Source organism: Streptomyces sp. NPDC102274, assembly GCF_044766385.1.
Classification (GTDB): Bacteria; Actinomycetota; Actinomycetes; order Streptomycetales; family Streptomycetaceae; genus Streptomyces.
In genome coordinates this window covers 16,782-40,899 of sequence record NZ_JBIWLW010000004.1, presented here as the reverse complement: position 1 = coordinate 40,899, position 24,118 = coordinate 16,782, and the positions used below count along the sequence as shown (strand labels likewise).

The 24,118-nt window shown below is 69.1% G+C and carries 26 protein-coding genes; 8 read left to right on the top strand and 18 right to left on the bottom strand.

Annotated features, from left to right (window positions below; all coding sequences use genetic code 11):
* Positions 1–67 precede the first annotated feature (67 nt).
* Complete coding sequence (locus ACIRQP_RS06735) at positions 68–1,849, bottom strand: alpha/beta hydrolase (RefSeq protein WP_403884514.1); 1,782 nt, start codon at positions 1,847–1,849, stop codon at positions 68–70.
* Between the two features lie 9 nt (positions 1,850–1,858).
* Complete coding sequence (locus tag ACIRQP_RS06730; RefSeq protein ID WP_403884511.1) at positions 1,859–2,320, bottom strand: hypothetical protein; 462 nt, start codon at positions 2,318–2,320, stop codon at positions 1,859–1,861.
* Between the two features lie 373 nt (positions 2,321–2,693).
* On the opposite strand from ACIRQP_RS06730, the gene ACIRQP_RS06725 reads away from it, so the two are divergent.
* The gene (locus ACIRQP_RS06725; protein WP_403884508.1) at positions 2,694–3,842 is read left to right on the top strand and encodes a methyltransferase domain-containing protein; all 1,149 of its coding nucleotides are present in this window, start codon (positions 2,694–2,696) and stop codon (positions 3,840–3,842) included.
* Between the two features lie 131 nt (positions 3,843–3,973).
* Here ACIRQP_RS06725 and ACIRQP_RS06720 read toward each other — a convergent pair whose 3' ends face one another.
* The 3 genes from ACIRQP_RS06720 to ACIRQP_RS06710 form a co-directional block, all read right to left on the bottom strand.
* A complete protein-coding gene (locus ACIRQP_RS06720; RefSeq protein WP_403884505.1) occupies positions 3,974–5,158 on the bottom strand; it encodes a lactonase family protein in 1,185 nt (394 codons plus the stop codon).
* Positions 5,159–5,400: 242 nt separating this feature from the next.
* On the bottom strand, positions 5,401–5,907 hold the full coding sequence (locus ACIRQP_RS06715) for a Dps family protein (RefSeq protein WP_403884502.1): 507 nt from the start codon (positions 5,905–5,907) through the stop codon (positions 5,401–5,403).
* Positions 5,908–6,098: 191 nt separating this feature from the next.
* Positions 6,099–6,584: an ATP-binding protein gene (locus tag ACIRQP_RS06710; RefSeq protein ID WP_403884499.1), complete on the bottom strand. Its 486-nt coding sequence runs from the start codon at positions 6,582–6,584 to the stop codon at positions 6,099–6,101.
* 111 nt (positions 6,585–6,695) lie between these two features.
* Here ACIRQP_RS06710 and ACIRQP_RS06705 point away from each other — a divergent pair, with 111 nt between their 5' ends.
* Both ACIRQP_RS06705 and ACIRQP_RS06700 read left to right on the top strand, forming a co-directional pair.
* A complete protein-coding gene (locus tag ACIRQP_RS06705; RefSeq protein ID WP_403885339.1) occupies positions 6,696–7,523 on the top strand; it encodes a Scr1 family TA system antitoxin-like transcriptional regulator in 828 nt (275 codons plus the stop codon).
* Positions 7,520–7,759: a DUF397 domain-containing protein gene (locus tag ACIRQP_RS06700; RefSeq protein WP_403884496.1), complete on the top strand. Its 240-nt coding sequence runs from the start codon at positions 7,520–7,522 to the stop codon at positions 7,757–7,759. The genes ACIRQP_RS06705 and ACIRQP_RS06700 overlap by 4 nt, the downstream gene beginning before the upstream one ends.
* Here ACIRQP_RS06700 and ACIRQP_RS06695 read toward each other — a convergent pair.
* From ACIRQP_RS06695 to ACIRQP_RS06665, 7 genes are all read right to left on the bottom strand, one after another.
* Complete coding sequence (locus tag ACIRQP_RS06695; RefSeq protein ID WP_403884493.1) at positions 7,756–8,037, bottom strand: SRPBCC domain-containing protein; 282 nt, start codon at positions 8,035–8,037, stop codon at positions 7,756–7,758. The two genes, ACIRQP_RS06700 and ACIRQP_RS06695, sit on opposite strands and share 4 nt — an antisense overlap.
* Complete coding sequence (locus tag ACIRQP_RS06690; RefSeq protein ID WP_384020830.1) at positions 8,034–8,348, bottom strand: ArsR/SmtB family transcription factor; 315 nt, start codon at positions 8,346–8,348, stop codon at positions 8,034–8,036. Before ACIRQP_RS06690 ends, ACIRQP_RS06695 begins: the two co-directional genes overlap by 4 nt.
* An 81-nt stretch (positions 8,349–8,429) precedes the next feature.
* Positions 8,430–9,665, bottom strand: coding sequence for an NAD(P)/FAD-dependent oxidoreductase (locus ACIRQP_RS06685; RefSeq protein ID WP_403884490.1), 1,236 nt, complete (start codon positions 9,663–9,665; stop codon positions 8,430–8,432).
* An 80-nt stretch (positions 9,666–9,745) separates the two neighbouring features.
* The gene (gene sigJ, locus ACIRQP_RS06680) at positions 9,746–10,690 is read right to left on the bottom strand and encodes an RNA polymerase sigma factor SigJ (RefSeq protein ID WP_403885336.1); all 945 of its coding nucleotides are present in this window, start codon (positions 10,688–10,690) and stop codon (positions 9,746–9,748) included.
* A gap of 58 nt (positions 10,691–10,748) precedes the next feature.
* Positions 10,749–11,207 carry a hypothetical protein gene (locus tag ACIRQP_RS06675; protein WP_403884487.1) on the bottom strand — a complete coding sequence of 153 codons (459 nt, stop codon included), beginning with the start codon at positions 11,205–11,207 and terminating at the stop codon, positions 10,749–10,751.
* Positions 11,204–12,280 carry a HEAT repeat domain-containing protein gene (locus ACIRQP_RS06670; RefSeq protein WP_403884484.1) on the bottom strand — a complete coding sequence of 359 codons (1,077 nt, stop codon included), beginning with the start codon at positions 12,278–12,280 and terminating at the stop codon, positions 11,204–11,206. Before ACIRQP_RS06670 ends, ACIRQP_RS06675 begins: the two co-directional genes overlap by 4 nt.
* A 224-nt stretch (positions 12,281–12,504) precedes the next feature.
* Entirely contained in the window at positions 12,505–13,401 is an 897-nt protein-coding gene (locus ACIRQP_RS06665; RefSeq protein WP_403884481.1) for a helix-turn-helix domain-containing protein, read from the bottom strand.
* A gap of 135 nt (positions 13,402–13,536) precedes the next feature.
* On the opposite strand from ACIRQP_RS06665, the gene ACIRQP_RS06660 reads away from it, so the two are divergent.
* Entirely contained in the window at positions 13,537–13,953 is a 417-nt protein-coding gene (locus ACIRQP_RS06660) for an isomerase (protein WP_403884478.1), read from the top strand.
* A gap of 46 nt (positions 13,954–13,999) precedes the next feature.
* Here the strand turns inward: ACIRQP_RS06660 and ACIRQP_RS06655 are convergent, their stop codons facing one another.
* Both ACIRQP_RS06655 and ACIRQP_RS06650 read right to left on the bottom strand, forming a co-directional pair.
* Positions 14,000–15,199, bottom strand: a complete 1,200-nt coding sequence (locus ACIRQP_RS06655) for an MFS transporter (protein WP_403884475.1) — start codon at positions 15,197–15,199, stop codon at positions 14,000–14,002.
* Positions 15,200–15,311: 112 nt separating this feature from the next.
* The gene (locus ACIRQP_RS06650) at positions 15,312–15,938 is read right to left on the bottom strand and encodes a TetR/AcrR family transcriptional regulator (protein ID WP_403884472.1); all 627 of its coding nucleotides are present in this window, start codon (positions 15,936–15,938) and stop codon (positions 15,312–15,314) included.
* 88 nt (positions 15,939–16,026) lie between these two features.
* Here ACIRQP_RS06650 and ACIRQP_RS06645 point away from each other — a divergent pair, with 88 nt between their 5' ends.
* Positions 16,027–16,842: an alpha/beta fold hydrolase gene (locus tag ACIRQP_RS06645; protein WP_403884470.1), complete on the top strand. Its 816-nt coding sequence runs from the start codon at positions 16,027–16,029 to the stop codon at positions 16,840–16,842.
* A gap of 23 nt (positions 16,843–16,865) precedes the next feature.
* On the opposite strand, the gene ACIRQP_RS06640 is transcribed toward ACIRQP_RS06645, so the two are convergent.
* A complete protein-coding gene (locus ACIRQP_RS06640; protein ID WP_403884467.1) occupies positions 16,866–18,278 on the bottom strand; it encodes a helix-turn-helix domain-containing protein in 1,413 nt (470 codons plus the stop codon).
* Between the two features lie 146 nt (positions 18,279–18,424).
* Between ACIRQP_RS06640 and ACIRQP_RS06635 the strand changes: the two genes are divergently transcribed.
* From ACIRQP_RS06635 to ACIRQP_RS06625, 3 genes are all read left to right on the top strand, one after another.
* Entirely contained in the window at positions 18,425–18,556 is a 132-nt protein-coding gene (locus ACIRQP_RS06635) for a hypothetical protein (protein ID WP_403884464.1), read from the top strand.
* 53 nt (positions 18,557–18,609) lie between these two features.
* The gene (locus tag ACIRQP_RS06630; protein ID WP_403884460.1) at positions 18,610–19,362 is read left to right on the top strand and encodes a DUF4232 domain-containing protein; all 753 of its coding nucleotides are present in this window, start codon (positions 18,610–18,612) and stop codon (positions 19,360–19,362) included.
* Between the two features lie 180 nt (positions 19,363–19,542).
* A complete protein-coding gene (locus ACIRQP_RS06625; RefSeq protein ID WP_403884457.1) occupies positions 19,543–20,484 on the top strand; it encodes a hypothetical protein in 942 nt (313 codons plus the stop codon).
* Positions 20,485–20,679: 195 nt separating this feature from the next.
* Here ACIRQP_RS06625 and ACIRQP_RS06620 read toward each other — a convergent pair whose 3' ends face one another.
* From ACIRQP_RS06620 to hemB, 3 genes are all read right to left on the bottom strand, one after another.
* A complete protein-coding gene (locus tag ACIRQP_RS06620) occupies positions 20,680–21,855 on the bottom strand; it encodes a hypothetical protein (RefSeq protein ID WP_403884454.1) in 1,176 nt (391 codons plus the stop codon).
* A gap of 63 nt (positions 21,856–21,918) precedes the next feature.
* Positions 21,919–22,866, bottom strand: coding sequence for an STM4015 family protein (locus tag ACIRQP_RS06615; RefSeq protein ID WP_403885332.1), 948 nt, complete (start codon positions 22,864–22,866; stop codon positions 21,919–21,921).
* Positions 22,867–22,939: 73 nt separating this feature from the next.
* Positions 22,940–23,929 (bottom strand): porphobilinogen synthase, encoded by a 990-nt coding sequence (gene hemB, locus ACIRQP_RS06610; RefSeq protein ID WP_403884451.1) that lies wholly within the window; start codon positions 23,927–23,929, stop codon positions 22,940–22,942.
* Between the last annotated feature and the right edge of the window lie 189 nt (positions 23,930–24,118).

Here is a 24,118-nt window from a genome sequence, read left to right as displayed (position 1 = left end):
GATTCGTCTGACGTTCACTGGATCGGTCATCAGGGCGTCTCATGGGCGTCCTTTCGTAGGCGGGCCACTACTTCAGCGTCACTTCATCGCCGCGCCCTGCGACAACCAGGCCCTGATTCCGCAGGCTCTGGGTGTTCTCTTTCCAGTAGTCGCTGTGGCCTTCGGTGTCCGTGGCCATCTGGTTGGCGCCGAAGCGCTCGTCGCTGGGAATCGTCCATGCGCCGTCCCAGTCGGTTCCGCCGTGCCCGAAACGACCGATGTCCGGGACGAAATCCCCGTCGGCCTCCTGGTTCCAAACATGCCCTTCGGGGACATCCATCTGATCGGCGTTGCTCACCTGCACGCCGGGGCTGCCGGCGAGGATCACGTCGTCCACGTTCAGGTCACCCTGCCGGGCCGCCGACCCTATGAGGGTCGTGCCGTAGGAGTGGCCGATCGCCGTGCGGTGCGGGTCCGAATCAGCCGTACGTGACGCGTCGAGGCCGTCGAGGAAGCGGTTGTAGGCCGGGGCGCCGTCATTCGCGTAGTGGCTGAACGGCGAGTCCTTGACGATGTTCTGCGGGGCGTCGTACCCGAGCCAGGTGATCGTGGACACCGAGCCGCCGTCGGCCTCGTCGTCGGCCACGCGCCACACATTCACCATGCGGTTGATGTCGCCGCCGACGCTGCCCAGATTCGATGTCGTACCCGGCACATAGACCGCCTGGTGATCTGCCGTGTCCGGATTCCCGTTCGCGACGATGGCCCGGCCGTTGCCCTCCGCGCTGAAACCGAGCAGGTACGCCTCGGGCAGACCTTCCTCTCCGGTCTTGTCGAAGCGTTCCTGGATGCTCTTCATGCCGTTGAGGGACTTGTTGAGCTGCTCGTACCGGTCCCCGTACTTGTTGTGCCACTCCATCCACTCGTCGGTGTGCACCTTGGACGGGTACATACCTGCGGTGATCCACGTCCACTCGTTGGCAGGCGGCTTCGGGATGGAGTCCAGCTCCATCTGGAGCTGCCCCCGCTTCTCCTCGAAGACCACACGATTCGCCTCGTCCCGGACCGTGGTCGGCAGCCCGTCGAGCGCCCCTACGGCATCGGGCCGAAGGGAGATCCACGCCGCCTGCTCCTCGGGACTGAGCCCCTGCCACCACGAGGCGTTGTCCTTCGGGCCGCCGTCCTTCGGGGGCTGCGGCAGGGAATCGAGGTAGCTCTTGCCCGCCTCGCCAACCCCGCCCATGTCCGACCGCGCGTCGGCCCAGTCCCGTTGGGAGACCGTCAGATCGTCGTCGGCCTTCAGCGCACGCAGCTTCGGCGCCCACTTCGCGTCCGCGTCGGTGGCTTCCTTCAACGCGTCGGCGATCCGGCCGGCGTATCCCATCGCCCTGCCGTAGTTCGGGTTCGGATGGATGTTCGCCGCCTGGCGCTCCAGGGCATCGGACGTGGGGCTGCCTCCGGCGCTCCCCATGACGGTGCCACCCTCGGCGATCTTCTCGTCGCCGGGCTTCCTGCCTGCCGGATAGGTGACCGAGCCGTCCGGGTTCACCGTGCACGTGTCGGCGCGAGCGTCCTCGATCGCCGCCTCCAGCTTTCGCTTGGCCACCGCCATGTCGAAGGCGAAGCCATTCAGCGCGGTGCTGGCCAGACCGCACTCGGTCTGCACGTAGTGGAAGTTCTTCGACAACTCCTGGAGCTCCCGTAAGGCGGCCGTGGCGGTCTCGCCCTTGAGCTGATTGCGCACCCCCGCGCAGATCTGGTTGTCGATGGTGTCCTTGGCCGCACTGGCCATGTCACCGGTCGCCCGGTAGCCGGCCCCGGATTCCTCGTACTCCGACGGCTTGAGGGCTTTCAGCGTCGCGAGATCCATGACCGCGGATCACTTCTCCTTCGCCTGGCCGCCGACGGCCTCGGTGTCCTGATACTTCAGCTTGAGCGCGTCCAGCTCCGCCTTGAGCCCCTGGTCGGGCTTCGACAGATCGTGACCCGACCTTTCCAGAAGCCCGCCCAACTCGTCGCAGCGGCTGCTCACATCACCGACGTACTTCTTCCAGGAGTCGTACAACTCCTTCTGCGCCGCCGCGCTCTGACACCCGCCGTCGCCACCCAGCCCCGCCTGCCCGTCGGCCAGCTTCGTCAACGCCTTGCCGATGCCGTCCTTCAAGCCTTTTACGCCCTCACCAGCCGTTACCCACGCCTTCTTGTCCGACTTCAGATCCTCCGAAGCCGCGCCCGGCGAAGTCCCGCCACCCTGATCGGCCGGAGCCTGGTTCAACCGCATCTGTGTGGAACCGCGCGCCGCCGCACCGGCCTTGAGCGCCTCCCACTCGTCCCACGTCATCCGCGAAACCTCCCGTTTCCCCGTTTCCCCGTCAGCCGTCTCGCTGTCTCCCCGTTCCCGGACAGCCTCAGGCACCCCCATGATCCCCGGCTCCGAGAGGCGAAATCAATCGCTCATCCCCAACGCGGTTGTCAATGCGCTGTTTATCCGGCACCGCACGCGCTACGGGGCGCCCACCGCGAACAGCGGTGCGCCCTTCCTCCGCCCCTGGCGCTCCGGTAGCTTCCGATCACAGAACGTCATGTCATCGCGCGAAGGAGACACCGATGGGCGGCAGCCACAGCGGGAAGCCCGACCCGGCCGAGAGTGACGGACACAAACCCGACAAGCCCATTCCACCGGCCGATCCGAAACGACCCGAAACACCGAAGAAGTGAGCAGAGAAAGCTCTCGGGTCGGCCTCGTCGAGGAGCTGACCCGAGGAGGCTACCTCTCCCCCGCGTGGCGCGAGGCCTTCACGCGGGTCGACCGCGAGCGGTTCATCCCGGACCGCATCTGGATCCGGGGCGACGACGGCTACCACCCGCTCAACCGCACCACGGACCCCGACCGCTGGCACGCCCTCGTCCACGACGATCGGGCGCTCGTCACTCAGGTCGAGGACCAAGTCGAGGACAACGGCCGCGACACGGCGCTCATCCCTTCCAGCTCGGCGAGCATGCCGCGCGTCGTCGCCACCATGCTTGACGCCCTCGCCGTGACCGACGGGCAGACGGCGCTGGAGATCGGCACCGGCACCGGCTACAACGCCGCTCTCCTCAGCGAACGGCTCGGCGACCGGCAGGTGGTCTCCATCGAGGTGGACCCCCGCATCGCGGACACCGCCCGCGCGAGCCTGAAGGCCGCCGGCTACGCCCCCACGGTCGTCACCGGCGACGGCGGCCTCGGCTGTCCCGAGTACGCGCCGTACGACCGTGTCATCGTCACCTGCGCCCTCCACACCGTGCCGTACCCCCTGGTGGAGCAGACCGCTCCCGGCGGGGCAATCGTGCTGCCCTGGGGAACCGGCCTGTACAACGGTGTCCTCCTGCGCCTCACCGCGGGCGGGGACGGCACCGCGAGCGGCCCCGTCATCGGCGACTCCGCCTTCATGTGGAACAGGGGTGAGACCCCCCACCGGAATGTCATGGCCACCGTCAAGGAACAGGACCGGGCCACGGCCACGCGCACCCGCCTCGACCCCCGGCTCGTACTCGGCGACGAGAACGCCGCCTTCACCGCGGGAATCCTGGTCCCCGACTGCCGGTACAGCGTCGGGCACGGCCCGGACGGTGAGTTCACGCTCTGGCTCGCCGACCATGCCACCGGCTCCTGGGCCAGTGTCGACTACATCCCCGATGCGGCGGAGCACGACAGTCGGCAGTACGGTCCCCGCACGCTCTGGAGTGAGGTGGAGACCGCCTACGCCTGGTGGCGGAGCGCCGGATCACCGGACCGCACCCGGTACGGCCTCACCGTGAACGCCGCCGGTCAGCACCTCTGGCTCGACAGTCCGGACACTCCGGTACCGGAGAGAGGCTAGGGACACCCGCACCCGCAGCGGCAGCGGCAGCGGCAGCGGCAGCGGCAGACAGCGGCAGACACACCGTTCCCGTTCACGAGGGAGGCCGCGTGAACGGGAACGGGTGTCAGCTACTGCTCCCAGCGGTTCCGTCAGAGCGCGACGATGCCTTCGCCGCCGACTCCGTCGGGGACCTTGGTGGTGCTGATCTTGGTCAGCGAACCGTCCCGGTGGATGCGGAAGGCGTCGACAGCGCCCGCGCCGCCGGTCTGGACGTAGAGGAAGTGGCCGTCGGGGGTGATGGACGAGTCCACCGTGCCCGTGCCCGTGCGGGTGTTGCCCAGACGTTCGAGGCGGGCCTCGCGGTCCTGGTGGAAGCGGGTGACGGTGTTGCTGCCCGCGTTGGAGGCGAAGAAGTGGTCGCCGGTGCGGGAGACCCAGCAGGTGGCCTGCTGGCCGGTCGGCGCGTCGTCGACAAGGGTGGTACGGCCGTCCTTGTGGATACGGAACGTCAGGAGGCTGTTCTCCACGCCGTCGGCGACGACGAGCCGGTTCTTCGCGTCGAAGGTCAGTCCGAACGGCTGCGCGCCCGGCTTGCTGTCCACAACAGGCTTGTGCGACAGCGCGCCCTCACGGTCGAGGTGGAAGATCTCGATGCTGTTGCCACCCAGTTTGGTGGTGACGACGAGCTGCGATCCGTCGGGGGTGAAGGCCACCTGGCCCGGGGTGTGGGTGAACTCGGGCGCGGCGCCGGTGTTCAGGTGCAGCGCACGGTGCCAGGCCTCGACCCGGTGCAGCTTGCCTTCCTTCAGCCGGAAGCCCTGAATGGAGCCGCCCTCGCGCGCGTTGAGTACGAAGACACGGTCCCCGTGCGTGGTGACGCTGACCGGGAACACGCCGCCGGAGGTGATGATCTGCTTACGGTGGAGCCGGTCGCCCTCGACCGCGAACACGGTGACCGTGTTGCTGCCGGCGTTGACCGCGTACAGCAGCTTGTGGTGGGGGTCGTACGTCAGCGATCCCTGCGAGGCGAGGTGGTCGACGACAGAGCCGCCGAGAACGCCGCCCTTGCCGCCGGTGCCGTACACCGTATGCCGGTGCAGGGAGCCGTCGGCGTCCCGGCTGTAGGCGATCACCTGGTTGCCCACGACACGGTCGTTCTGGACGAACACCACCTTGCCGTGGTGGTCGGCGGACGGAGCGGGTGTGGTGGCGGTGGTGGTGGGAGCGGTTGCTGTGGCGGTGGCTGTGGCGGGCACAGCGAAGGCGGCCGTCGAGAGGGCCACGGTCACGGCGGCCCGGACGACACGGGGGAACCTGCGGGTAGTTGTCGGCATCTGCCTTTTCCTGAGTCGGGCCGGCCGGACGACTCCCGTGATGAAGGCGTACACCGCAGCCGGCGCAGAGCGTCATTCCGCCGACATATTGATGGAGGGGCGACTCGGGCCGACGGACCACCGCCGATCGGGTAACTCTTCCGGATGGATCAAGAGTGGCGAACGGTCGCACACGGGGCGGGCTCCGGCCGCCTCCACCCGCCTCCGATATCGCGTCCAGGGGCGATGCGGGGGGAACGACGTCAGACAGAACGGTTCTCCGCGCTGACCATCCAGGCGTGCTTCTCCAGGGAGTCGATGATCGCGTGCAGCAGGTCCGCCGTGGAGGGATCCTCGTTGTCGACCTGGTCATGGAGGGTGCGCAGCGTATCGACGGTGGCACGCAGTCGCGCGGTGACAAGGTCGACAACGGCGCTCACACTCTGCTCGCCCTGCGGGAACGCGGGGAGAGTGGTGGTCGCCCCTACGGTGTCGGAGCGGCCGTCCGGCCAGGCCTCCAGAGCGCGCATGCGTTCGGCGATGGTGTCGGCCGACTCTCGGGCATCGTCGACAACCTGATCCAGTTGCAGGTGCAGATCCCGGAAGTTGTGGCCGACCACGTTCCAGTGGGCCTGCTTCCCCTGGAGATGCAGTTCGACGAGATCCACCACGATCTGCTGCAACGCTCGGGCAAGCTGCGGCGAGGCCGTGAATCCTGTGACATCGGCCTCCGAACGTCGGGAACCCCCGGGGGCAGAGGAAGCGGCCATGAAGTATCTCCTTCTGAGAGCACCGGAGGGCAGACCTCTGGAACAGGAACAGGACGCCTGTTGATCTACGTCGCCAAGCCTACGAAGGTCCCTGTCCGCCGCCACCGGGCGTTAGTCCGTCTGGTCGGGGCCCGGTGGGCGGCGGAGGAGGCCCGCCGGGCCCGTGGGACCCCAGGGCCCCTGCCGGAAACCTACGGTCGGGTCAGCAGAAGACCGAGCCAGCCCTCGGCGTGGTGTGTGACCGCCGGGGGCGTCGTCTCCTCGGCTTCCCGCCGCCGCACCTCGAACTCGCACCACACCACTTTGCCGGGATTCCGCTCCCCCACGCCCCACCTGTCGGCGAAGGCCGCGACGAGGAGCAGCCCGCGCCCGCCCTCGCCGTCCGCCGAATCGGTGATCCGCGGGACGCCGGGGCCACTGTCGTGCACCTCGATACGGAGTACGTCGCCGTCGTACGCCAGATTCAGCCGGAACCCCCGGCCGGGCGGCACCCCGTGCAGCAGCGCATTGGTCGCGAGCTCGCTCACGCACAGCAATACGTCGTCGGCGCGGAAGCCTTCGGTGAGATCCCAGTCGATGAGGGCTTGGTGGGTGAACTTCCTGGCTGCGGGGACGGACCGGCGATCGCGGCGGAAGAAGCGCTCCCGGAGGACGGAGTGGCGAGTTGTCGCATTCATGGAGCGATCGTCGCGGAGAGTAACTAACGTGGAACAGTGCGCGAGCCTGTACAGATCGCTTGTACAGGTTTGCATGGATCAAGTACCGGCTGGCTTGGGGAGTTGGATGACATGGATCCCCGGAAGCGTCCCAACAGGAAGAGTTCATCCGCGATGAAGATGCTGGGCGCCCAAGTAGCGGCGTTCCGCCGGGCGGCGGGCTATACCCAGCGCTCACTTGCCGAGCGCGTCATCCTCGATGAGGAGACCATCCGGTCGATCGAGCGGGGTAGGCGACCGCTTAAGGAGGATCTGGCAGAAACGCTGGACGAACTGTTGGACGCCAAGGGCGCGTTGTCGGTCGGGCTCGCCAATATGCCGGAGATCGATCTGTATCCACTGTGGTCCGAGCAGTACATGGACCATGAGCGCGAGGCGATCGCACTGTCCTCGTACCAGAATCAAGTAGTGACCGGACTGCTCCAGATCGAGCCCTACGCACGAGCGCTGTTCCGCGGACGCATCCCCGCGTTCAACGAGGACGAGATCGAAACCAAGACTGCCGCCCGTATCGAACGCCAGGAGATCCTTCACCGTAAGGACCCGCCGACGCTCAGCTTCGTCATCTGGGAGCCGGTCCTACGGTTCCCCCTGGGGGGCGGAAAGGTCCACCTCGACCAACTGGAACATCTGCGCGCATGCGCCGAACTGCCCAGTCTCTCGCTCCAGTTCCTGCCGCTCAACCGCACAACCCACGCGGCGGTCAGCGGCCCCTTCTGCCTGATGGAAACGCCCGATCACCAACAACTCGCTTATGCAGAGTCCCAACGCGGCAGCCATTGGGTCTCCGACCCCAACGGAGTGTCCATCATGTCCTGCAAATATGCGATGCTGCGAGCACAGGCCCTCACCCCTGAGGACTCCATGGGAATGTTGGACCGTCTACTGGGAGAGCTATGAACACTGCACTCAAGTGGTTCAAGTCAGGTTTCAGTGACGATGAAGGCGGAGAGTGTGTCGAAGTCGCCTACGACTGGCGCAAGTCCAGCCACAGCACCGAACAGGGAGGCGACTGCCTCGAAGTAGTCTCCTGCCCCCACGCCGTCCACATCCGCGACTCCAAGAACCCCACCGGCCCCACCCTCACTCTCGACCCCACATCTTGGGCCGCCTTCACCACCTTCGCGGCCCACTAAGCGGATACGGCATGCCGGACTGCGGTCACCAGCAGCGTGTCGGCAGTGCGCGGCCCCTCGGCCATCGCCGGTAGTACGTCGACGCTGATCTGGTCGCACCACTGCTGTCCCCATGGCCCCATGTCCAGCGTGAAGCGGTGACCCACGACGGGGCGCACATCACCGGCGGCCCACCACCGCGCGTGCAGTTCGGGATCGGTCAGCGCCCGCCAGACCGCCGCGGGCGGATGGGCGATGAACTGGTCGCAGCGGATGACCTTCGGGTCGGTGGTGCTCATGGGTTCTCCTCGTCGATCAGGTCACGCAGCGCCCCCATCCGGGCGCGCCAGTAGTGCTCGAAGGGATGCAGCCACTCGCCCACTTCGGCCAGTGGGGCCGCCTCAAGGTGGTAGTAGCGATGCCGCCCGCGCGGCTCCTCACGTACCAGTCGGACGTTCTTGAGCACGGTCAGGTGCTCGGAGACCGCGGACCTGCTCAGCGCGAACTCGCCGGCGAGATCGCCGGCCGCGCGTGGCCCGTTCCGCAACGCCTCCAGCAGCTTGCGCCGTACTGGATTGGCCAGGGCACTGAACACATCGACTGCCGCCATGCCCACCACTATGCGTCGGAGAGTTCCGACACGTCAACTTTCTCCGACGCGTTACGCACCATGCGCGGCGGGCGGGCCGCGTCACAGGGTGACGGGGCGGAGCTCCACTTCGGCGGTTGCCGCGAGGTGGCGGCGGCGGGTCGGCAGCAGCAGAGTCGGGTGGGAGATGCACCAGGCCGCGCCCGAGCAGATGAACTCCTTGATACGGGCGCCGGTCCGGCCCGTGATGACGGTGGACGTGACCTCATCCGCGTACGTCACGCGTTGCACGATCCCGTCGCGGCGTCCGAGGCTGACGCACTGGGTGGCGTAGCCGATCGTGGTCTGGCGGACCTTGCGACCGGTCAGGCGCGCGGCGAGGGCGTCGGCGGCCTGCCACGCCATCGGGGTGGACGCGGAGCAGGACATCCGCAGCGTCTTGCCGCCCGCCCCTTCGGCGAGTGCGGCGTCGCCGACGGCGTACACATCGGGGTGGGAGACCGAGCGCATGGTGCCGTCGACGACGATCCGCCCGGTGTCGGACACCTCCAGGGTGGTGGCGGCCGCGATCGGGTGCGCGGTGAAGCCCGCGGTCCATACGGTCACGTGGGCCGGGATCTCCCCGGCCGCACGGGTGACCACGCTGTTCGCTTCGACGCGCGTGATGTCGGCGTGCTCGTGGACCGTGATGCCGAGCCGGTCGAAGACGCCGCACAGGTGGCGCTGGGCCTTGTCGCTGAGCCAGTCGCCGACGCCGCCGCGGGTGGCGATGGTGACCTTGAGACCCGGGTGTGCCTCGGCGATCTCGGCGGCTGCTTCGATACCGGTCAGGCCACCGCCCGCGACCAGCACGGTCCCGCCCGGCTCCAACTCGCTCAGACGCGCCCGCAGCCGCAGCGCGTCCTGCTTCCCGGCGACGTGGTGGGCGTACTCGGCGACACCGGGGACGCCGTGGTCGGCGACGGTGCTCCCCAGGGCGTACACGAGGGTGTCGTAGTCGAGAGTGTCGTGGTCGCGGGTGTCGAAGTCGCGGGTGTCGAAGTCGCGGGTGTCGGCGCCGTGCTCGCCGGCGAGTTCGACGGTCTTGCGGTCCACATCGACAGCGGTGACCCACGCCGACCGGACCCGCACGCCGGTGCCCGCGTAGACGTCGCGCAGCGGGCGACACGGCAGATCCTGCCCGCTCGCGAGCTGGTGCAGCCGCACCCGTTCGACGAACTCGGGGTCGCCATTGACCAGGGTGATCTCGACGTCGTCGCGGTGCAGCCGCCTGGCGAGGCGACCGGCGGCGATGGCTCCGGCGTACCCGGCTCCCAGGACGGCAATGCGATGCTTCATGGCGCGCTCCTATCCGGTTGGACTCGCCTCCTGAACCGGACAGCCGCTCAATCCCTGACAGGAAACGATGGTGACGTGGGTCACCACATCTCCGCGAGAGGACGATGAGAGCCGGTGGCCGCCCACTGGCGCGTGACGCGTTCCAGTTTGTCGGGGTTGACCTGGAGATGGACCGCCCCGATGCCGTCGGGGGTCACGTCGAGGCAGATGACGCCGACAACCCGCTCGCCGACCGCGACCAGCACGGCAGGACCGCCGTTGACGACGGTGGCATGGAGGGCAGCACTACCACCGACAAGGGCTCGCTTGGTATCGGTCGACCGGAACAGACCACGCAGGTATCGCGCGATGCCGAGCGCACCGATGATCGGGGACCTGCGGGCCGGAATCCGGGCACCGCCGTCGGACACGCCGACCGCGTCGTCGGTGAGCAGCCGGATCAGCGGCTCGGTGTCGCCGCTGAGGGCGGCGGCGAGAAATCCCTCGACGACCTTCGCCGCGGCGTCCGCGTCGACCTGGACGCGGGGCCGGTCGGTGGTGACGTGCTGCTTGGCACGCCGGTAGATCTGCTGGCAGTTCGACTCGGTGAGGCCGAGCATCTCCGCGATCTCGCGGTGCGGGTACCCGAATGCCTCGCGCAGCACGTACACCACGCGCTCATTGGGCGACAGCCGCTCCATGAGGATGAGCATCGCGACGGAGACCGACTCGCGCTGCTCGACGGTGTCGGCCGGACCGAGCACCGGGTCTCCGGCCAGGACCGGTTCCGGGAGCCACTGCCCCACATAGGATTCCCGCCTGGCCCGCGCCGAGGTGAGCTGGTTGAGGCAGAGGTTGGTGAGCACCTTCGTCAGCCACGCCTCGGGCGTCTCGATCCGTTCCCGGTCCGCCGCATGCCACCGCAGAAACGCGTCCTGCACCGCGTCTTCGGCATCACTGGCCGACCCCAGCAGCCGGTAGGCGATCGCCTCCAAGCGGCCCCTGAAGCTGTCGAACAGATCGGCCTCGTGCGCACGGAGCGGTATCACGCCATGATTGGCCATGTGCGCGGGCCGCGTCCACCCGCCGTTACCGAGACACGCTCTAGCCGTATTGATTGGTACCGCGCACGCGGACGTCGTAGAAGTCCAGCATCATCACGGTGCGCGCCCGGGTGCGGTCCTTCATGGAGGGCCAGGCGGCCTCCAGCAGGCCGTCGGCGTTCAGGAGCTGTTCGAGCACCTCGAAGTACACGGCGCCGCTGACATGTTCCGAGGAGTGGGACACGATGCGTTCCACGAAGTCCCAGCAGCGCTCCAGCACATCCGTATCCGGGCTCGCACTCTCCAACTGCGGCATGAGCACCGGTGTCGTGAAGCACTCGGTCAGCAGCTCGTACAGATCGAGGAGCGCGTCCCGGGTCAGAACGGCCGCTTCCGCGGGTTCGTCGTACTTCTCGGCGATGAACCCTGCGGATTCCGGGATCACGCGCAGCAGCAGCGGGGGAATCTCCTGGACAGGGATCTCCTGAGCGGGAATCTCCTGAGCGGGGACGTCGCTCATGTTTCCTGCCCGGTGTGCGGTGGTCGTCGTGCGTGCCTTTCAAACCCCGTTCTCGGCAGGTCGGTTGCGACCAGTCCGGCGGCGCGCACAGGGCTGCCGTCCGCGCGTGCGAGCAATGCCTCGACGTCGTAGCCCGACGATCCGAAGGTGGCGCCGAGGCCGAGGGACAGGCCCCCGTCGAAGCGCTCCATATGGACGGCGGCGTCCAGGTCGGGGCGGAGCCGGTGGAGTGTGGACACCAGCTCCCAGGCGGAGGCGTCCAGTTGAGCCCGCCGCACCGGGTCGCAGGCGTTCACGGCAGCGGTGACCCCGGCCCCGTCGGGCTCATACTCCAGCAGGGCCGGCAGCAGTTCGGGGACGCCCATGATCCGCGCCGCGCTGAACGTGAGGACGTGCGCGCCGTCAGGGTCGTCGAGCAGCTCCGCCAACAGCGGGACGACGCGCGGGTCATGCCGCCGGGCAAGGCCGCGGATGCCTTCTTCCCGGGTATCGGGATTCTCGTCGGTCGTCCGCTCCCACAGCGCGGTCCGGATCGCGGGGCTGTCGACCTCGGCCTGGAAGCCCAGCGTGAACGTCGCCCAGGTGCGGACCCGCGGGTCCTCGTCGCGGGTCAGTGTGATGAGTGCGTGGATGTCCGGTCCGTCCGGCGGGCCGGTGACGACCCCCGCGAAGGAGCCGGCCACCCGCCGGCGGACCTCGGCGTCGGGATGCCCGGCGAGGGCGACGAGGACGGGGACGGCGCGCTGGTCGTACGTTCTCTCGATCGCTTGCGCCAGGGACCGCAGCACGCGGCTTTCGGTCTCCTGCTCCGCGAGGGCGACCAGTGCGGTCGCCGTCTCGGCGCGGACCGCCTCGTTCTGATCGCTCGCGTGGCCCAGCAGGTCACAGCCGGTCTCGCGCACGGTCGGATCCTGCGAACCGATCAGTTCCAGGCCGAGCGGCAGCGACGCCGCCCCGTCGGCGGCCGCCTGCCACAGCAGCGTCCCGTACTCGTCGGAGTCATCCGTTCCGACGGCGGCGCGCGCCGCCGTCAATGCCCGCTCGACCAGCTCCGCCGCCGTGCCCGTTTCCATCCGGGCATTCTGGTGCACGAACTGCGAATACGCGTGGGAATTGTCCAGCGCGTGGATGCCGCCCCGTTCCACCTCGATCGCGAGGGCGCAAGGGAGAGCTACCGAACCGACACCGTACGCGGACGCTCGCACTGGCACTCGCACTCGCACTCGCACTCGGCGGGAGCCCCCTCGCCCGACCCGCAACGGACCAGCTCACGCCGAGCCCGAACGGCGCGCCGCGCTCACCCAGGGCCTCTCGTCTGGATCATGCCGGGCTCGCGAAGCAAGGCCGCCGTGCGCGCGTCCGCGGGAAAGAACGTCTCGATGGCGATCTCGTCCAGGGTCACGTCGCGCGGCGACCCGAACACCGTCGTGGTGTACAGCAGGGCGAGTTCGCCGTGCTCTGTCGACAGCCTCAACGGAACGACCAGGTCGTCCGGGAAGACCACGGTTTCCGAGGAGGCCCCTGCGGCCCTGTCCCCGGCCCCGGCCCCATCCCTGTACCCGTCACCGTTCCCGTTTCCGTTCCCGGGCTCCCGGGACTCTTCCGCGTCCTTGTCGGGGAGCGGGTAGCTCTCCAGCTCCGCCAGCAGCTCGGCCAGGCCGGACGCGGAGGTGCGGTCCAGCTGGCGGCGGACCCGGCGCAGCACATGCGCACGCCACTGCGCGAGATTCCGGATCCGTCCCGCCATGCCGTCAGGGTGCAGGGTCGCCTTGAGTACGTTGAACGGCTGCCGCGACGGCTCTCCGCCCACGTCACCGAGAAACACCCCCATGGCGCGGTTCGCGGCCAGCAACTCCCAGCGCACGTTGACGGCGAGGGCGGGATTCGGCTCGTGCCCGGTCAGTACGGCCTCCACCGCGTCCCGTGCCGCGCCGAGATCGGCGAAGGGCCGCTCGGAATGCACCGGGGCGAAGCCCGCGCCCAGATAGAACGCGTTGCGTTCCCGCAGCGGCACGTCGAGTTCGTCGCACAGCCGCCTGATCATGTCCCGGCTCGGATTGGCCCGACCGGTCTCGATGCAGCTGAGGTGCCGGGTGGACAACTCGGCGGCGAGCGACACGTCGAGCTGCGAGCGACGGCGATGCTCGCGCCAACGCCGTAAGAGCACCCCGACCGGTTCCGTGGTCGTCGTCATGTGCCCAGGCTGCACGGGCGTGCGGGCGACGGCAATGACCCGGCAGGTCATCGACAGTGCGCGCCGACGGAGCCAGAGTCGGGCAGGAGAACGGTTCGTACCAGCTCGATTCATGTGACGAAGGGACCCACCGCCATGACCGGGACGACAGCACAGGCCGAGCAGCATGCCGAAACCGCCCTTGAGCGATACCTGCGGTTCTGGAACGCTGCCACGGAGCCGGAGCAGCGCCGCCTTGCGGCTTCGACCTTCACCGACGGCATCGAATACCGCGCTGAGATCGGAGTCCTCAGCGGCGCCCAGGCGTTGATGGACTTCCGGAACCAGTTCGTCGCTCACGTCGGCACCGCGTCCCTCCGCCACCGCGAGCGGCCGCAGATCCACCACGACCGCGCCAGGCTGAAGTGGGAGATCCTGACCGGCGACGGCGAAGGCACGTCCTTCGCCATGGGGACCGATGTGATCGTGCTCGACGAGGACGGCCGGATCAGCTCCGTCACCGCGTTCCTCGACCGGGCGCCCGAGGGCTTCGACCCCGCCGCACATCACTGAGGCGTCTTGCGAAAGTCCCGCCTGCCCGGGAACGCCAGGCACCGCGTCAGGGCCCGCACACTCCGGCAGGGTCCGGCGCTGCCCGGCGTCCGGGCTCCTGGACGCCTTCGGCTCGCCCCCGTACGACTTCGGGGAGCAGCGTGGCCAGGCCGGCCACCGCCAGCACCGCGCCCAGCCACAGCGGTGCCCGCAGCCCGAAGCCCGTGATAGCGAGTCCGCCAACGGACGAGCCGATGATCACGCCGAGGGTGATGAAGGACGTGTGGACGGTGTTCACCAGAGCGCGCGTGTTTCCCGTGCGCTGGACGCGGGTGACCATCGCGGAGTTCATGGTGACGCCGACCAGCCCAATGCCCAGCATGCAGCCGACAGCGGGCACCGGCACGTCCGCGAGTAGCGCGAACCCGGCGAGGAATGCCAGGTTCAGAGCAAGTCCGCCGACCAGCACGCGCAGCGTGTAGCGGTCGGCGAGACGGCCGACGACGGTGTTGCCGACGACGGTCGCCGCGCCGTACGCGATGAGCAGCAGCGGCACGGTCCCGGTGGAGAAGCCGGTGATCTCCGTCAGGATCGGGTTGAGATAGCTGAACGCGGCGAAGGTCGCACCGATGATCATCGTGCTGGTGGAGAGCACCAGCCACAGTCGGCGCTTCTTGAAGACCGCGAGTTCCTCGCGGAAGTTCCCTGTTCCTTCGGCACGGCCCAGGGACGGCACCCCGGCGATCGTGCAGAGCGCGGCGAGGACGGTCAGCGCGGAGATGGTCCAGAAGGCGGCCCGCCAGCCGAATCGTTCACCTATCAGGGTGGACATCGGCAGTCCGAGCAGCGTGCCCAGCATCAGTCCGTTCATGACCGCCGCGATGGCTCGTCCCGGTATCTCGGGGCGGGTGAGCTGGACACAGATCGAGAGGGCCACTCCGAAGAACGCCTGTGAGGCAACGCCGGTGATCAGCCGCGCCGCCACCATCACGCCGTAACCGGTGGCGGTGGCGGCCAGCACATTGCCCGCCAAAAAGACGGCGAACAGGATCATCAGCGCGGTCTTCTGACGTGTCCTCAGCAGCGCGACGGTGAGGAACGGCCCTCCGAAGGCCATGGCCGCCGCGAAGGCGGTGATCAGGTAGCCGATCTGCGGGACGGTCGCGTCCAGCCCTTCGGCCAGTTGGGGCATGAGTCCGGCGACGACGAACTCGCTGGTCACCATGGCGAAGATGCCCAGGGCGAGGACATATACAGCGCGAGGCATGGCAGGTGGCTCCCGTGATCGTGACAGTTATGGATCGATCAGTTCAAAATTTGGCCATGCACAAACACGTCATAAGCGGATCACATGCGCGGCGGATCACATGTGCGGCGGGTCAGCGCCGGAGCGCGTCCACGGCGATCGACGCGATGGACTCCAGCGTGGCGCGGTCCGCGCCCCCCTGGGCGGAGACCCGCATGCCGCCGATCACCGCGTTGAGGAACCGGGCCAGTGCGCCCGCGTCCCGCGAGGAGCCGATCTCACCCGCGCGCTGACCGGCTTCCAGTACCGCCCGTAGCGAGGCGAGGCGAAGCGTCAGATCGCGGTCCAGCATGGCGTCCGCGTCCGGGTCGCGTCCGGCGAGTTCCACGGTCGTATTGACCGTCAGACATCCCAGACTCCGACCGCCGCCCTCGCCACCGCCCTCACCACCGGCCCCCGCACGGACCTCGAACTCGCCCTCGACGATGGTGTCGAACAGTGCCTGGATCCGCTCCACCGCCGGCCGCTCCTGATCCTCCAGGATGTGGATCTGCCGCATGGTCATGGTGTCGATGTAGCGCGCCAGGGATCGCTGGAACAGGTCGCGCTTGCTGTGGAAGGTGTTGTAGATGCTGCTGCGTCCCAGCCCGGTGGCCTCGCACAGGTCCTGGGTCGAGGTGCCCTCATAGCCGTTCGCCCAGAACGTGCGCATCGCCGCGTCCAGGGCACGGTCCTCGTCGAACGTCCTCGGTCTGGCCATGACCGGCACGCTACAGGTTTTGGAACGTGCGATGCAATACCTGCGGTTCCATCCACTGCGGCCCACGCGAGCGTGATTTTATGACGCAATGGATCAGCGAGAGACCTCCTCCGTCACGACCGCGACCACTCCCACGGCCGTTCAACTGCCCCTCATGCGCTGGGGACGGCCGGACGCGTCCCGGCACGCCTTGTTCCTCCACGGACTGACGTCGGCGGCGGCCTGCTGGTGGCTCGTGGCGGACGAACTGGCCGAAGCCGGCTGGTCGGTCACCGCCCCCGATCTGCGCGGCCATGGTCTCGCGCCCCGTACGCGGCGCTACGACATCGAGGGGTTCGCCGCCGACGTACTCCCCCTCACCCCGGACGGCGGCGGTGCGTGGGATCTGGTCGTCGGCCACTCCCTCGGCGGCGTCGTGGCGACCGCGGCGGCGAGCGCCGAGCCCGGCTGGGCATCGCGCCTCCTCCTGCTCGACCCCGTCATCACGGTCTCGGACGGGGTCGAGGAGGTCGTACGCGGAATACTCACCGAGCTGAACGCGACCCCGGAATCGCTGCTCCGCGACCACCCGGAGTGGCACCCCGAGGACGTGTTCCTCAAGGTCCAGGCAGCGCGCCGGACCAGTCCGTACGTCGTCGAGAGCTTCCTGCGGAAAAACGCGCCGTGGTCGTACGAGAAGGAACTGACGGAGTACGCCCGTCCCGTGACCGTGCTCGCCGCCGATCCCCGACGCGACCCGGTCTTCACCGCCGACGACGGCCGCCGCATCGGCAGCGCGAAGGCGGATTTCCGGTGGACGGCGGTGGAGGGAGCGGGCCATTCGGTCTACCGCGACAACCCGGCGGCCGTGATCGCGGCTGCGCTGGACGAGCCCGAGCCGGACAGGACCGAACGGCAGCGGTAACAGTAGCGCCGCGCGTACATCCGTCAGCCGGTCGCGGCCTTCCCCCACTCCGACCCGTTCGGCGGGTAGTCGTACGACGGACGCCCCGCCGCCCCGCTTGTACGGAAGGGCTTCCCGTTGTCGTCCACGCGGATCGTGCCCTGCCGCTCACCGCTGGACCACTCCAGCTCCAGGTACCAGCTGACGTCCCGCGTCTTCGAACTGGCGGAGATGTAGAAGACCTCGGGGTCCGACTCGCTGACCTTGTACGGGAAGTCCCGCTGTCCGGCCTTAGGAACGGAACTGGGCCGGCCCGCGTCCAGGTTGACGGCGAAGGACTTCGTGGAAACGCCGCCGCCGCAGCCGACGCCCATCGCGTAGTCGGTCCAGGCGAGCGGGGCGTCGCTCTTCACGATCTGCACGCGCAGCGCTTGCAGGACGACCGTGTCGCCGGTCGTGCCCTGCATGGTCAGTTCGATGAACTGACCGTCGCTCGCGACCCCGCCGAGCGCGCCGACCCAGCCGGGCGCGTCCTGCTCGGTGGGCGGCGGAGGGACCTGCTCCGGCGGGCTGTCGATGAGGTAGTGCTGACTGCAGGGGTCCTCGAAGGCGTACGGCCGGGTTTTCACCGACACCGGCACCGCGCCACCGGAGGTCCGGCCGGGCGGCGTGGACTTCGTACTCGCGCCGGGTTCGGCGGACGGGCTCGCGCTCCGGGAGGCGGAGGTGGAGGTGGACGGCGAGGCGGACGGCGTTTCCTTGTCCTTGCCGTCCGGCGAGACGGAGGGTGACGCGGTCTCCTCCGACTCCCGGCTCGGGGCATCCGACACCCCTGTGGCGACGGAATGGTCATCGGTCCGCGTGGCCCCGCTGCCGTAGGCGATGGCGGGAACGGCGACCGCTACGACCGCCACGGCGGCGAGAACAAGACGCAGGCGTTTGGTACGGGGCAGACGAATGACACGGGACCCGGCGACGGGCCCGTGCCCCAGCTCGGGTCCACGCTCCAACTCGGGCTCGGATCCGCCCTTGAGCTCGCGTCCGCGCTCCAACTCGGGGGCAACCTCACCCGGAGCCTCGGCCTGACCTTGAGGCGCAGCCGTCCCCGAGTCGGGCGCCAGGGAATCGGCCGCCGGGGAGACGGACGTCGGGGAGTCGGACGCCGGAGCGACGGACGCTGCCGAGGCCGACGGAGCTGACCGGGCCCGCCGTCTCGCCTCGTCCGCGAGGATCCACCGCCGGTGCAGCTCGACCAGTTCCTCGGCGTTGGCCCCGCACAGCCGCGCGAGCCGCTCCACCGACGCGTAGTCGGTCGGCACGGCGTCTCCGTTGCAGTAGCGGTGCAGCGTGGACGTACTGACATGGAGTTTCCCGGCGAGGACGCCGTAACTCCGCCCCGAGCGGTCCTTCAGGCCCCTGATGAGTTCCGCGAAAGCCTCGGCCTCGGTGGTCGCCACTCGCTGTGCCCCCTTCTCGTCCCTGCTGGTACGTCCCGGGAACGCGTTCCAGGGAAACCACGTCCCCCCAGGTCAGGGACGTGTGAGCATTCCAGCTTCCCCCATTCTCCCTTGCCGATTGCGGCGGCTTCCGGCCGCCCCGCAAGGTGAGTGCAGCACCAGCCGAACGGGGAGCAGCAATCAGAATCCGACTCCGTATCAGCGTGGTCGACGCGTTGGCCGTCGTCGTACTGATCGCCTCCACCGCGGTCGTGCTCACGATCATCAACCGGCACTGACCACACCACCAACCGCATCACTCGACACCTCACCGAAACGGGGCTCCACCATCATGCGTACCATCCGTAACCGCGCCGCCGCCGCTGCCGTCACCGCTCTCGTCGCCTCCCTCGCCCTCACCGCCTGCGGAACCGGCGACACCTCCGCCGCCTCTGCCGGCGCCGTGAAGGACTCCGTAGGGACCGTCGCGTCCTCCAGCACGCCGCCGGCCGAGCAGCAGGCGCCCACGGACAACAAGCAGCAGCCCGCCGACCAGATCAGCAGCAACGGCAGCAACAGCGGCACCAGCAACGGCACAGGCACCACCTCCGGCGGCACGGCCAAGCCCGGCTCCAACACCGGCAACAGCAAGAGCGGCAACAGCAAGAGCGGCACCGCCACCAAGGACACCACCTGCACGGGTGCCAACACCAAGGTCAAGGTCAGCGAGGTGACCCGGCCGATCAACCACCTTCTCCTGACGGTCACCAACACCGGCAGCACGAACTGCAACGCCTACTACGCCCCCCTCCTCCGCTTCGACGAAGCCCAGGCCGCCACGCAGATCAACGAGGACAGCCAGCCGCAGGCCGTCGTCACCCTCGCCCCCGGAGACTCCGCCTACGCCTCGATCACCCTGGGCGGCGCCGACGGAGCCCCCACCACCCCGGCGGACAACCTGACCGTCCACTTCCCCGGACGCGACAACCAGGGCTCGGAGGGCTCCCCCGCCGGCCCCATCTCGCTCCCCGCGGGAACGTCGATCGCCGACAGCGCGTCCGTGACGTACTGGCAGGCGGACATGGCGGACGCCCTCACCTGGTGACGCCCCTGACCGGACGGGGCCCTGCCGGAACGGCGGCCAGGGCCCTGCCGGAGGGACCCCTGTCCGGCGGACGCTACGGCGAATGGCGTAACGGTCGCTGGGACGCGCGGGCCATGATCAATAACCTGGCGCCCGGCGCGTGACCTCGCGTCTGTCGGACACAGAAGGCGAGCGGCCCCCATGAACCTCCCGATGTCGCGGCGTACGGCCTGGCTCACCGCGTCCACCGCGCTGATGACCGCGCTGATGACGGTGCTCGGCACCGTCCCAGCCGGTGCGGACAGCGAATGGCAGAAAGTGGGCAGCGACGCCCGCAGCGGTGTCAGCGGCCTGGCGTTCGAAGGCCGTACCGGAGACGGAGCGGGGGCGCACGTGCTGGTCGTGCACGACAACAAGCGGACCGGGCAGCAGCGTCTGTCCCGGATCACCCGCGGGGAGGGTGCCGACGCGATCTCCCCGATTACCTGGGACGGGCCGGAACCGGTCGACCTGGAGGCCATCGAGGCCATCCCCGGGATGCCGAGGGAGTATCTGGCTCTCACCAGCCGCGGCATCGTCTACCGCCTGAAGGTCACCGGCTCCACGGCGACGGTCGTCGACTACACACCGCTGCCGGCGATCGGCGAGGGCGACGACTTCGAGAGCCTCGCGCTCGTCGCCCAGAACGGGAAACTCGGGGCCCTGTGGGCGGACCGGGGAGCCGGCGCGGATCGACCCGCCACGCTGTACGCGGCGCCCCTCTCGTTCGCCCCCTGGGGCCAGCCGCAGTTCGGCGCCGTGACACGCCGGGCCTACCGGGCGGCGTACCCGACCGACGACGGCACGCGGCACATCTCCGACATCTCGGTGACCCGCTCCGGCCGGATCATCGCGAGTTCGGCGGCGGACGCCGGTGACGACGGACCGTTCGACTCCGCGGTGAGCGACGCGGGCCGGGTGACCGTGTCGGCCGCGGGCCGGGTACGGGTCACGCTCGCGGCGTCCCCGGCCCTTCTCGGGACGTTCCCGCAGTACAAGATCGAGGGGGTGGAGTGTCTGCCCGGGTCCGCCGATGCACTGTTGGGCACCGACGACGAGAACCTCGGCGGATACCTGCGGACCATGCCGTTCTGCGAAGCCTGACCCCGGTCGCCGTACGCGACTCGGCCCCCGAACTCCGCTGTCCCGAACCGGAACCAGCACTCCGCGGCACTTCGCCCGCCGGTCACACGACCGGCGGGGCGAAGCGGCGAGCGAGACCCCGAATTCACCAACAGAGTCCCGGCGGTACGAGCGCAGTACGGGCGCTCCCGGCCGTCCAGGCGGTACGGGCGCCCGTCAGGCCGCGACCGTACCCCGTACCTCCGGGTACTCCACCTCGTCCGGCAGCCGGTAGCCGAGGGCGGTCAGCCGCGACGCGACGTCCGCCGGGCTTCTCCCCGTCAGACTCGCGCTGCGCAGGACATGCTCAAGGTGGACGTTGTCCAGGAACGAGCGGTCGACCGTCTCCAGCAGCCGGATGTCCTCCACATCCGCGACCGCGGGCACCTTCGCGTTGGCGTGCAGCCAATGCCCCAGCGTGGCCAGCCTCTCGGTGATCTCCGCCGGGGTCCGTCCCGTCGCGAGGGAGGCGCGCAGGATGTGCCGCAACTGCACCCCGACGACACCGTTCACCCACAACCAGGGCGCGCGGCCGTCGAGTTCCTGGCTGAGGAGAAAGAGATCGTCCTCCTCCGGGGCGTCCGGTGCGGGCGCGTCCGTGCGGCAGCCCAGCTCCGCCAGCCGGTCGACGATGGCCGCCTGCGGCCGGCCCGTCTCCCGTGCGACATCGAGGACGTGCCCGCTGGGCACCGACGAGTACCGGGACGGCCAGGCCCTGTGGCCGACCCCGTACCTGAGAATCCGCTCGTCCCCGGGTTCAGGGGTGTACGGCAGCCGGAAGCCGAGCCCGACCAGACGGTTGGCGGCGGCGTGCGGGCTGTACCCGAGCTCCGCCGCGGCGCTGAGCACATGGTGCGCGGGCACCTCCGCGCCCCGGTCCAGCCAATCTCCATTGCCCCTGGGCTGCGCGCGGATCAGCACGATGTCCCGGGTGTCCGGGGACTCGGGCAGCGGATGGCCGGCCGGGACCGCGTAGCCGAAGGCGGTCAGCCGACGTGCGGCATGGGCGGGGCTCCGCCCCACCCGCCCCGCCGCGGCGAGTATGTGCCGCAGCGACACGGGCTTGCCGAGTTCGAGCCACGACAGGTTGTACGCCTCCTCCTTGATCAGCAGAGCGTCGTCCCGGTCGACCGTGAGAGGCAGCGGGATGTCGGGAAGCTCGATGTCGGCGTATCCCAGTGCGGTCAGCCTCGACACGATGGCGGCGGGTGAGCACTCCAACGAGGCCGCGGCGTACAGAACATGCCCGAACCTCACCGGCCGGTCGGGCTTCACGAAGGAGGTCTCACGCCTCACCCGGAGGCGGGTGATCCGGAGGTCCTCCGGGTCCTGCGATTCAGAGCTGTTCGACATCGTGAACCTTTCGGGAGCGGTGCGGGTGCGCGGGGCGAGTACGGCGGGAATCAGGCGTGTTGATCACTCGGCCACCGCGATGTAACGGCCGCCGTCCCCGGACTCCTCGTCGTCGTCCGCCCAGCTGTCGTGCTCCCGGTCGTTCCGCCCGTAGAGGTTCACCCGAACCCCCGCGGGCTCCAGCGCCGTCCATATCCGCAGCATCATGGCCTCGCTGAGGAAGTGGTGCGAAAGGTCGAGTTCCTTGAGATGGGTGAGCGGCTGCCCGTGGAGCAGCGCCTCCGCGCCCTCGTCGGAGAGCGTGCCCATGGACAGGCTCAACGAGTTGAGCCGCGGCACGACCGGCGCGGAGGCGATCGCGGCGGCCAGCTCGTCCTGGATGGGGCTGTTCTGTAGGCCCAAGTGACGCAGTGCGGGCTTGCGTTCACCCGCGAGGAGCGGGGCGAGTTGCTCGACCGTGGTGCCGCCCCCGTAGTCCTCGTCGCCCAGCCACAGCTCAAGCCGCTCCAGCGAGGGCAGGTCGGCGGCGGCGATGTGCTCGGCCGCCTCGGGAGGCAGCCCACCGGACTCGATACGCAGCACCCGCAGCCCCGCGTGCCCTGCCACGGGAAAGGCCAGCCCCTCCCCTCCGCGGACGGCGAGCTCCCGCAGACCGGGGAACGCCTCCAGGAGCGGTGCGAGATTCGACTGGCCGATCGAGGAGATCATCTCTTCCTCGTCCTCCAGGTCGCTGAGGAAGAGCGCTTCGAGCCCGACCAGCCGGGAGTTGAGGTCGATGAGCATCCCGTCGGACATGTAGTGCGCGCCATGGCCGAGGACGAGCGCCCGTACCTTCTCCAGTTCCACCGTGCTGGTGAAGCGGTCCCAGTAATCCTCGTAGTCCTCGTCGGACGAGTACGGCCCGGTCTGAAGACGCCAGGCGACGGAGGCCGCGTCGGGCAGATCCGTGGCGGGTGTGTACGGCGGCACGGTCAGTACGGGAAGTCCGTGGAAATGCTCGACGTGTTGCACGTAGGACAAGGGGGGCTCCCGAGATTCTTGGGTCCGACGTCGGTGCGCCCTGTTCTACCAGCAGCCTCTGACATCAGAGCTTCCGCGCCACCTCCGTCGCCCAGTACGTCAGGATCATGTTCGCGCCCGCGCGCTTGACCCCGGTCAGGGTCTCCAGGATCGCGGCGTCGCGGTCGATCCAGCCCTTCTCCGCCGCCGCCTCGACCATCGCGTACTCGCCGGAGATCTGGTAGGCCGCGATCGGCACGTCCACCTCCGCCGCGATGCGCGCCAGGATGTCCAGATACGGCAGCGCCGGCTTGACCATCACCATGTCGGCGCCCTCTTCGAGGTCGAGCGCCAGCTCGCGCAGGGACTCCCGGGCGTTGGCCGGGTCCTGCTGGTAGGTCTTGCGGTCGCCCTTCAGCGAGGAGCCGACGGCCTCCCGGAACGGGCCGTAGAACGCGGAGGCGTACTTCGCGGTGTACGCGAGGATCGACACGTCCTCCCTGCCGATCGTGTCGAGCGCGTCGCGTGCGACGCCGACCTGACCGTCCATCATGCCGCTGGCGCCCACCACATGGGCGCCCGCGTCGGCCTGGACCTGGGCCATCTCGGCGTACCGCTCCAGGGTCGCGTCGTTGTCGACCCGCCCCTGGCCGTCCAGCACCCCGCAGTGGCCATGGTCGGTGAACTCGTCCAGGCACAGGTCGGACATGACGACCAGGTCGTCACCGAGCTCTTCCCGCACCGCGCGGATACCGGCCTGGAGGATCCCGTCCGGGTCCGTGCCCGCCGTACCCGTCGCGTCCTTCTTGTCCTCCTCGGGGATGCCGAAGAGCATGATCCCGGAGACACCGGCCGCGGCCGCCTCCACCGCCGTCTTGCGCAGCGTGTCCAGCGTGTGCTGGACGACGCCGGGCATCGCGGAGATGGGAACGGGCCGGCTGATGCCCTCGCGTACGAACGCGGGAAGGATGAGATCCGCCGGGTGCAGCCGGGTCTCGGCCACCATCCGCCGCATCACCGGGTTCACCCGCAACCGCCGGGGCCGCGAGCCGGGGAACGATCCGTGAACAGTCATCGTCAGTCGCCTCTTGGGTCTGCTGGTTCGTCGGGGCCCGGCCGGCCGTCGGGCCACCTTCGACCATAAACCCGGCATCCCCGCCCCTTTACCGACACCACGACCGGGAAAACCGGCGGCGGGACCGGGAAACCGCCGGTGGGATCGGGAAACCGGCGGCGGGATCGGGAAACCGGCGGCGGGGCCGCG